This window comes from Variovorax sp. 01T439_2 (assembly GCF_056398445.1).
Genome location: NZ_JBFTPJ010000170.1, coordinates 1 through 7,924 on the forward strand (window position 1 = coordinate 1; position 7,924 = coordinate 7,924).

Sequence of the window (7,924 nt, forward strand, 5' to 3'; positions counted from 1 at the left end):
CACCTTCACCGCGCGCACGGGCGGTGAAGTGAGCTTCGATATCCCGAATGCCGTGGACACGCCTGCGATCAGCGGCTGGAGCGGCAAGATCTTTGCCGACACCGGCTGCACCGGCGCGCTGCAGGCCGGCGCGGCGCTGCTCTACCCGCCGGCCGTGCCGGTGACGGTGGCCACGGGACAGAACGTGTGCATCGTGATGCAGGAGTTCATTCCCGCCAACGCGATGAGCGGCAATAACAACACCAGCACCGTGCAGGCCAGCTTCGTCTACACCAACGCCGGCCCGGGCCTGAACGCCACCTACACGGTGACCGACATCACCACCGTGTCGACCAGTGCGCTGGAACTCAAGAAGGAAGTACGAAACGTGACACGCGGCGGCAGCTTCGGCATCAACAACCAGGCCAAGCCCGGCGAGACGCTGGAGTACCGCATCGCCTATACCAACAACGGAACGACCCCGATCAGCGGCTTGACAGTCAACGACACGACACCGCAATTCACGGCCTTCATTGCGGCGCAGGCGGACACGACACCGGCCACRCTCGCGAGCTGCCAGAAGAACACGCCCGCCAACCCGGCCCCGGCTCCGGCCGTGGATTGCAGTGCCGCGCAAGCAGAGGGTGGAACGGGTGCGCTGAGCTGGAAGTTCGCGGGGCCGCTGGACCCTGGCGCGTCGGGCACGGTCCTCTTTACTGTCAAGGTGAACTGAGCATGAGAAATACCTTGCCAAGAGCCGTCGACGGCGGCAGCGAATCGGACGCACGGTCCACGCCAGCGTGGCATCGAACGGCGGTGCAATCGATGAGATTGGGGAGATCCGAAGGCGCGCGCATTGCGGTGCTCGACCCGGCGATGCGTACGCGCGAATACGGACGCCGAGCCGTTCGACGACTCGGACATCAACCGAAGGCATTCGCGAGCACTGCCGAGCTTGCGCCGGAATTCGACATGGTCTTCCTGGCTGTAGAGGGCGATGCCGAGTCGGCCCTCCTGCAGCTCGCGGAGGTCAAGGCGCTGGTCGGGCGTGGGACGCCGGTACTGTGCCTGGCTTCGCGAGATCAAGTGCCGGTGCTGTCGGACTCGCACTGGAATGCGGCGAATGACGTGATCGTGCGCCCCACATCATTCGTCGAGTTCTGCTGTGTCGCGCGCATGTTCATGCGGCGCTTCGGTGTGCATGTGCACGAATCCGATCCAACATGGGATTGCTATCGCTTTTCTCTGATGAGCGATGCCGTCGAGGTTTCGGGTGAGAGGGTTCACCTTCGCGCGACGGAAGTCGACGTCGCGTTCGAACTGTTCTCCCATGCAGGCCAGACGCTCACGCGCGAGTGGTTGTACTCGACCGTCTGGGACAAATACGAAGACACGCAGTCACGAACCCTCGACGTCTGCATTTCTCGTTTGCGGCGCGTCTTGGATCTCAGGGCCAATGGCTGGGACCTCCGGGCCGTCCACGGCATGGGATACCGGTTGGACGGGCCCGCCGGGGAAAGTCGCGGCATCGCCTCGCGCGAGGCGGAAGGTGGTTTGGCAAAGGACGCATCGATCGCCCCGACTCCTCCTGGGCCTCGGACATTTTTCACAGTTGCAAACAAATGAATATCGCCTATGTCGGCTAGCCGACATAGGCGTTCAATCGCTTTTCACCTCGACGTTTCACCACGATAGATTCCGCCCAATTCGAGGTCTTGCACGGTCGCTCTGCCTCGGAAAACGCGATCGGCCGGAGATTCGAAGTGCAGTGCTTCAGTCCTTGGAGCAACTCACGCAGCACAGCGTGGTCGGCGATCTATGTCTATCTAGCACGAGGGAGTAAATGTGAACAAGTCATTTCGCAGCATCTGGAACGAGGCGCTCGGCGCCTGGGTTGCGGCCAGCGAGGGGTGCACCGCGCGCCGCAAGAAATCTTCAAGCATCACGATCGGCGCGGCCCTTCTGGCCACGGCTGTTTTCGGCAGCGCATCGCCCGCCTGGGCGGCCAACGGATGCGGTGCTGTCGCTTCAGGCGGGACATGTGCGTGTCGAATGCGACCTGGCGCAAAGGCGCGGCCTATTCGCTATCTGTTTGCATCAAGGCGGCGGCCAAGTAAAGGCCTTGAATTTGCCACGCCGCAAAAGCTGCGTGTGCTCCCGTGGAAGAACCCGAAATTCCAGCCATTGGAAGCGCGGTGCTTGCTCTGATAGCAGATGCCAGCGACCTCAGCGATCGCGGGCGGAGGATTTGCCGCGATCGCATCCCACACCGCCGCGCTGGCCTGCTGCCACACGTCGATTCGATCGAGCACCATGTCCGGGTCGAGACCGAAGACTTGAGCCGTTTGACGATGCTCGAGGTTGACGAACAGCGCCGGCGCCATCAGCGTGTACATGACCCAATGACGCGCAGGCAATTCCGGGTCGCGAACCTCGACCAGATCGGGCAGGTCGAGACCATTGCTTTCCAGAATGCGAAGCGCACGGGCCTCGACGGCTGCCGTCAGCAGACTCTCGGCGGTATAGAGGATTGAGAAATCCGCCTTGCGCCCCGACGGAGGGTCGATCCGCCCGTTGCGGTATTTCTCGGGCGGAGCCTTCCAGTCGCCATCCGGATGGCGGAAGACGCGGTGGAATTCCGAACCAACCGGAAGACCCATCATTGTGACGACGCGGCCTTCCCAAGGCACCGCGGCGACTGTCGCGTTATTTTGGATGCTCATGCAGTTGCGTGATTCAGGTCCTCCAAAGCATGGTCCATCACGAAGCTGCGCCGTTCAGCGGGCGTCAGTGCATATAGCGCTGACAGCACCGACTTGTCGACTCCGGATCGCTGCGGATGCTCACCCTTGAGCACCTCCACCCCGGTAGCACCGCCGAAGGCTGCTTGAACCGAGCGCAAGAAATCCCATAGCAAGTTGGTCGGCGCCGCCTGATCGCGATACAGGGCAATCAATGCGACCAAAAGCCCGCTGTCGACACCCCGATGAATCTGAAAGGCCGGGTACTTTCGGCCGTTCTCGCGCCCAGGCGGAAGCACTGAAAAGAGGTTGCCCTTCTTCTCTCGCTCATAGACGTTGGCGCGGGTGCAGTTCATCGTGGTTGCCATGGCGTCCGCCGAAAGCAGATCCTCATTAGCCGAAGGGCTTGGGGATCTGGACGCTCGAACGGGTTGGCCCAGTGGCCGATGGTCGCTCATGACCATCACTTTGAGATTCTTGGCCCGGCTCGGCAACCTTGCGAGTTCGCGGTGCACGTCCAGCGATTCCGACGACACAGATCCCCAGTCGACCCAATTTTGGGCAGGCATGGTCTGTTGAATGTCGAGAAGCATCGCAGGTGTCACAGCAAGTAGCACGGTCGGTTCGAGAAGGGAGGAGGACTTGACTTTGGAAGAAGTTTTTGAAGACATGGCCGGGTTTTGCCGCTCAAGCGGCATCAAATTCACGTCAGTGAAACGGTTGCCGCGCAGGCCGGGAAGATGTGTTCATAGCGAACGAGATCGTTCGCCGCACCCATCAGATTTGCTTGGCGGATGCGTCCGCTCTGACTGCACAGTCCGCGTTGGGAGTCCGGGACAGCGAGATCGGCAATCGTGCGCAGATAACTTCTCAGCACTTTGCCCAGCGCTCGCGGCACCGTCACGACAGACTCGAGACGATCTCCCCGCAAGATGGAAAGCACATCTGAAAGATACGAGCTGATCAGCACCATCTTCCGAGGAGGATCGAAGCTCAGGCACTCGCCGGGTGGCGCCAACAGGGCCAGGTCGCCGTTGTCCTCTCGAATCAGCAAAGTTCGCCGACCGCCGCGCACGGTTACTTCAACGCTGCGTTCGAGCAGATCTCTATGAAGCTTCTCAATGAATTCTTGAGCTTGCTCCCGACCCGCCGCTTCCGGATCTGGTTTGACGTTCTTGCCAGCCCCCTTCTTGACCAGGGTGATCTTCTTGCGCTCGCCTTCGCCGACGCCATTGGAGGCCTTCAAAAAACGCAGCAGCGCGTACTTGTCCGCCTCGGTCACCAGATCGTCAGGCCCGGACTTCGCGACACCGGCACAGCGAAATTGCTCAAGAAGCGCTTCGGGACTCTTTCGAAGCTCCGATGCAAACTCATGGACGGTTCTATTGCTCATAGAGCGCAAGTCTAGCGGATCATTCAAGTTTGTCAAGTTTGTYAAATTTGACAAGTTTGTTTTCGTCCAGGAGTCTGTTTCATCCGGGCAAAAATACAAGGCCAATGCCGCCAAGCGGCGCGCGCTCTCAGAGGTCCGTGGCGTTCCGCTGCGAGCAGTGCATGGTCATCCAGCGAACTTCTCAAATAGTGTGGGCGTTTTTCTCAACTGACGCGAGTTTGGCGCGACCGTTCCCGGCTGACCTTGCCCAACCCAGGACCATCGACAATCACACTGTCGACAACATTGTGCGTGTTGAGGCAGATGTCATAGTTTCGGAATTTAGTGAATACTCTTCCAAAACACCCGGCGCAGCGTTAAAGTTCGGAATATCAGAAATATTGTGGTGAGCACGCGCATCCACGCGAGTGTTTAGTAAATTCCGAAATGAACTCCACCGGCGTCAAGCAGAAGGTGATCCGCGCTGCCGACCCAGTTGCATCGCCCCCGATCTTGGTGCGCGGGCAGGGCGGCCTTGGGCAGTACGTGCGTCAAGCCAGAAAGCGGCAACAACTTCGCATCGACGACGCGGCGAGCCTCTTTGGCGTCTCTGTCGACCTGGTCTCGCGACTTGAGAATGGAGCGGGCTCCGTCCGGCTGGACAAGCTGCAGGCGGTACTCGACGGGCTTGGTCTTGGGCTTGTGGTCGGCCCCAAAAGTGACCTGCAGAGTTTTGTAGACAGGCAGAAGGCGTCGGACGATGAGCGGGTCTGAGGACAACGTGTATCGCTTGCGCGTGACGCACGATGGTGGCACCCCGGTCGGCGAACTCGCCTACTCAAGAGCGGAAGACCGGTGGTCGTTCCGTTATGACCACGCATGGGCGCGCCAGGGTGCCTTTCAACTCTCGCCGGCGTTTCCCTTGGAGCCGCCACCGGACGGCTATGACTCTCATGCGATCCGACGCTTCATCGTGAACCTCTTTCCGGAGGGGGCGCCTCTTCGCGCCGCGCTCGAGCAACTCCACGTCGCACCGAGCAACGCATTTGCACTGCTGCGGGAAATGGGAGGGGAGACGACCGGGGCCCTGGAGTTCCAGCCCTTCGATCAACCACCGGCTGCGGCCGCTCGTCGAGAACAACGCTTTCTGTCGCGAGAGGAGCTCAGCGGCCGTATCGATGCTGCAAAGGAAGGCGGCCTCACGGTGTGGGACGGCCGGGTGCGAATGTCGATTGCGGGCTATCAGGACAAGCTGGCCGTATGGGCTGCGCACGACCTCGTCCATGACACAGAGGCCAGCATGTGGCTGCCGGAGCCGCCACTGGCCTCGACTTTTATTCTCAAGCCGCAGCCGGCCGGCCCACGTACACCTCACCTCGTGGCCAACGAGCACTACTGCATGACGCTCGCAGGGGCGTATGGCGCTCAGGTGGCCCGTGTTGCCATCATGCGGCTGAGGGTTCCGGTTCTGGTCGTCGCCCGGTTCGACCGGCAATGGCGCGCCGAAGAAAACCACGATTGGGTGACAAAGCTGCACGTCATCGACGCCTGCCAGGCTGCCGATCTTTCGGTGGATTCCAAATATGAGCGCCATCTGGGCAATTCCCCCGCCCTCGCACCATATCGCGATGGGATGAGTCTGCCGCGACTTTTTGGTCTTGCCGCTCTCATGCGCCGCCCGGCGGTGGCGCGGTTGGAGATGTTGCGTTGGGCACTGTTCCAGCTGGCGGTCGGCAACTCCGATGCGCATGGAAAGAACTTTTCATTCTTCGTCGACCGAACCATGCTTGAGCCCGCGCCGTGGTATGACGTCGTGAGCGTGGCTCAATATCCGGAACTCGACCAAAGCTTCGCAATGTCCTTCGGCGATGCCTTCGGATGGGAAGAACTCAACGCGATGGAGCTTGCGCATTTCGCCCACCTATGCGGCATCGATCAAAAGCTGTTGCACCGGGAGACCGAGCGGCTGTCCCGTGCGATGAAGAGAGCACCCGAACTTCTTTCCGCCCCGGTGTACACCGAAGAGGAGCGTGACTTTCTGCACCCGATATGCGAACTGGTGCAGCGGCGCAGCCAAACGTTGGTGGAGCTGGCGGCCGGCGCCAGTGCCTTCACCGCCGAGCACTTCTAGCGGGTGCGGCGCCATCGGGTATGCCATTCACGGCCATGAAGAAGTACACCAGGACGCGCTGAAGCCTGATGGCGCCGGTGCTCAAGATTGGCAAGACGATCTACTCTGGCGTCGGGCTCGTTGAGGTTCCCGAGATGCCGGGCCCCGTTCTGGGGAATAGTCGGTTGCATCCTGCGCGGCGCCCCGAGACTGACGATGAGAAATACGACCTAAGCGCTCAGAGTCGTGCCTTGGCCGCCAACTCGGCCACGGACACGCCGAGGCCGGCGGCGATCTGTACAACGGTCATCACGCCAGGGTTTTGCATCCCCCTTTCGATGCTGCTCATGTAAGAGCGATCGATGTGGCTGCGATGCGCAAGTTCTTCTTGTGAAATGCCATGCGTCTTGCGCAATGCCTTGATGGCGGTCCCAAGCGCCAACAGCGCTGGGTCGAGGATCCGGCCGAGGTGGAAGGGCTGCGCCTGAGAGATCTCCAAAAATACGGATCGCCGGATGGCCCTACTTTTCAGCAGGAAGTACAGAAGTACCAATCGCAGGGCCTGCAAGGCGATGATGTCTACCACTCGATCATCGAGGGAGCATCGAGGACCAGCGCGGAGTACAACAACAAGTTCGGAATCAAGAAATGACGGCCAGCCATCTGGAGACCCCGATCTCGTGGACGAAGACCGGTGACGCGGAATTCCCTTTTCGGGCGACCGACGCGGACGGCGAAGCGCTCGTCGTTCGATTGAACGACTTTCCCGAAGAGCCGATGTACACCCTTCTGCGCAACTCGGTTCCGCTGGAAAGCTTTGATGATTGGCCCAAACACTGGCGCGTCGAATCGTGACTTGGCTCAAGGGCCTGAGGAGGGTCCCAATGCGGCGAGGCAGGCACTCACGTCGTGGATTGGATTCGCGCTGCCGGTGCTCGCATGGGGGTATTTCGCAACGGATCGTTGACATGTGGCGCACCGGCATGTCTTCGAAATTCAGTTTCGAATTCGTGGACCATCCCGCGTGCGTGAAGCCCTCCCTCGAGCGCTTTCCTGCGCCACGCGATCGCCATCGCATTCGATGCTTCGTCGGTCCACTCCTGGTTTGTGAACATGAGGAGATTCTGCCGCTGCTGCTCATCTCTGTTACCCCGACTGCGCATGCGCTGTCGCGCGCAAGCCAATGCTCAACACGGTGCCTCTGCATCATTTCGCTTTCGTGAACGCCCGTATTGGCCAGATCGCCATTTGAAGGGTGACAGCGGTATCGGCATCGAGGCGTTTCCCTGAGCCATTTCTTTCTTCCCCTTGCCTCTACCAGCGCCGAACCGCTGTCGAAAGCCAGTGTGCGCGGCGCAAGTGAAGCCCGCGTGAAGTCTGTGCAGGAGTCCCGTGAGACGATACCGGCCGTCTTGCAATAAGCCACCCTCGGATCGGAAAGGCATGCGCCTGCGTGCGGTGAGGCGTGCTTGAGGTCAGGCCTTCTTTCCGATCGATCGCCGACAACAGCGATACCTCGATCGAGGCGACGGCCCTTTGCGAAACAGCGAAGACGGCTTGTGGCAACGGGCTGTTGAGCTGCGAGCCGATCAAAGGTGTGCTTGACCCTTTCGGGAGCGCACGCGGAGCCTCGAAGCCAGGCCTCCTGCAATGCACGTCGGGACGTCTCGCTCGCGTACCGACAACCGCGATCCGTGTGATGGATATGCCGCAGCCGCCATC

General features: G+C 60.7%; 8 protein-coding genes and 2 pseudogenes. 6 read left to right on the forward strand and 4 right to left on the reverse strand.

The window, feature by feature from the left end; genetic code table 11:
* The 3 genes and pseudogenes from AC1DOC_RS10595 to AC1DOC_RS10605 all read left to right on the forward strand — a co-directional run.
* Nucleotides 1-712 (forward strand): annotated as a pseudogene (locus AC1DOC_RS10595) (hypothetical protein); the annotation flags it as partial.
* A gap of 2 nt (nt 713-714) precedes the next feature.
* On the forward strand, nt 715-1,605 hold the full coding sequence (locus tag AC1DOC_RS10600; protein WP_230537976.1) for a response regulator transcription factor: 891 nt from the start codon (nt 715-717) through the stop codon (nt 1,603-1,605).
* Between the two features lie 219 nt (nt 1,606-1,824).
* A pseudogene (locus AC1DOC_RS10605) lies at nt 1,825-1,908 on the forward strand (ESPR domain-containing protein); the annotation flags it as partial.
* Between the two features lie 155 nt (nt 1,909-2,063).
* On the opposite strand, the gene AC1DOC_RS10610 reads toward AC1DOC_RS10605, so the two are convergent.
* Genes AC1DOC_RS10610 through AC1DOC_RS10620 form a run of 3 tightly spaced genes read right to left on the reverse strand, consistent with a single transcriptional unit; the run spans nt 2,064 to nt 4,113 of the window.
* A complete protein-coding gene (locus tag AC1DOC_RS10610; RefSeq protein ID WP_015865973.1) occupies nt 2,064-2,702 on the reverse strand; it encodes an RES family NAD+ phosphorylase in 639 nt (212 codons plus the stop codon).
* On the reverse strand, nt 2,699-3,427 hold the full coding sequence (locus AC1DOC_RS10615; RefSeq protein ID WP_028254104.1) for a hypothetical protein: 729 nt from the start codon (nt 3,425-3,427) through the stop codon (nt 2,699-2,701). Before AC1DOC_RS10615 ends, AC1DOC_RS10610 begins: the two co-directional genes overlap by 4 nt.
* Nucleotides 3,424-4,113 carry a hypothetical protein gene (locus tag AC1DOC_RS10620; protein WP_015865971.1) on the reverse strand — a complete coding sequence of 230 codons (690 nt, stop codon included), beginning with the start codon at nt 4,111-4,113 and terminating at the stop codon, nt 3,424-3,426. The genes AC1DOC_RS10615 and AC1DOC_RS10620 overlap by 4 nt, the downstream gene beginning before the upstream one ends.
* A 426-nt stretch (nt 4,114-4,539) precedes the next feature.
* Here AC1DOC_RS10620 and AC1DOC_RS10625 point away from each other — a divergent pair, with 426 nt between their 5' ends.
* Nucleotides 4,540-4,866, forward strand: coding sequence for a helix-turn-helix domain-containing protein (locus AC1DOC_RS10625; protein WP_015865970.1), 327 nt, complete (start codon nt 4,540-4,542; stop codon nt 4,864-4,866).
* Nucleotides 4,853-6,223 carry a HipA domain-containing protein gene (locus AC1DOC_RS10630; RefSeq protein WP_015865969.1) on the forward strand — a complete coding sequence of 457 codons (1,371 nt, stop codon included), beginning with the start codon at nt 4,853-4,855 and terminating at the stop codon, nt 6,221-6,223. The genes AC1DOC_RS10625 and AC1DOC_RS10630 overlap by 14 nt, the downstream gene beginning before the upstream one ends.
* A 217-nt stretch (nt 6,224-6,440) precedes the next feature.
* On the opposite strand, the gene AC1DOC_RS10635 is transcribed toward AC1DOC_RS10630, so the two are convergent.
* Nucleotides 6,441-6,788: a helix-turn-helix domain-containing protein gene (locus AC1DOC_RS10635; RefSeq protein WP_018907113.1), complete on the reverse strand. Its 348-nt coding sequence runs from the start codon at nt 6,786-6,788 to the stop codon at nt 6,441-6,443.
* A gap of 62 nt (nt 6,789-6,850) precedes the next feature.
* Here AC1DOC_RS10635 and AC1DOC_RS10640 point away from each other — a divergent pair, with 62 nt between their 5' ends.
* Entirely contained in the window at nt 6,851-7,057 is a 207-nt protein-coding gene (locus AC1DOC_RS10640) for a hypothetical protein (protein ID WP_015865967.1), read from the forward strand.
* The last annotated feature ends 867 nt before the right edge of the window (nt 7,058-7,924 follow it).

Excerpts from the sequence above, each read along its gene's own strand:
- AC1DOC_RS10600 (WP_230537976.1), top strand. The coding sequence starts at position 715 with ATGAGAAATACCTTGCCAAGAGCCGTCGACGGCGGCAGCGAATCGGAC.
- AC1DOC_RS10610 (WP_015865973.1), bottom strand. The coding sequence starts at position 2,702 with ATGAGCATCCAAAATAACGCGACAGTCGCCGCGGTGCCTTGGGAAGGC.
- AC1DOC_RS10620 (WP_015865971.1), bottom strand. The coding sequence starts at position 4,113 with ATGAGCAATAGAACCGTCCATGAGTTTGCATCGGAGCTTCGAAAGAGT.
- AC1DOC_RS10625 (WP_015865970.1), top strand. The coding sequence starts at position 4,540 with ATGAACTCCACCGGCGTCAAGCAGAAGGTGATCCGCGCTGCCGACCCA.
- AC1DOC_RS10630 (WP_015865969.1), top strand. The coding sequence starts at position 4,853 with ATGAGCGGGTCTGAGGACAACGTGTATCGCTTGCGCGTGACGCACGAT.
- AC1DOC_RS10640 (WP_015865967.1), top strand. The coding sequence starts at position 6,851 with ATGACGGCCAGCCATCTGGAGACCCCGATCTCGTGGACGAAGACCGGT.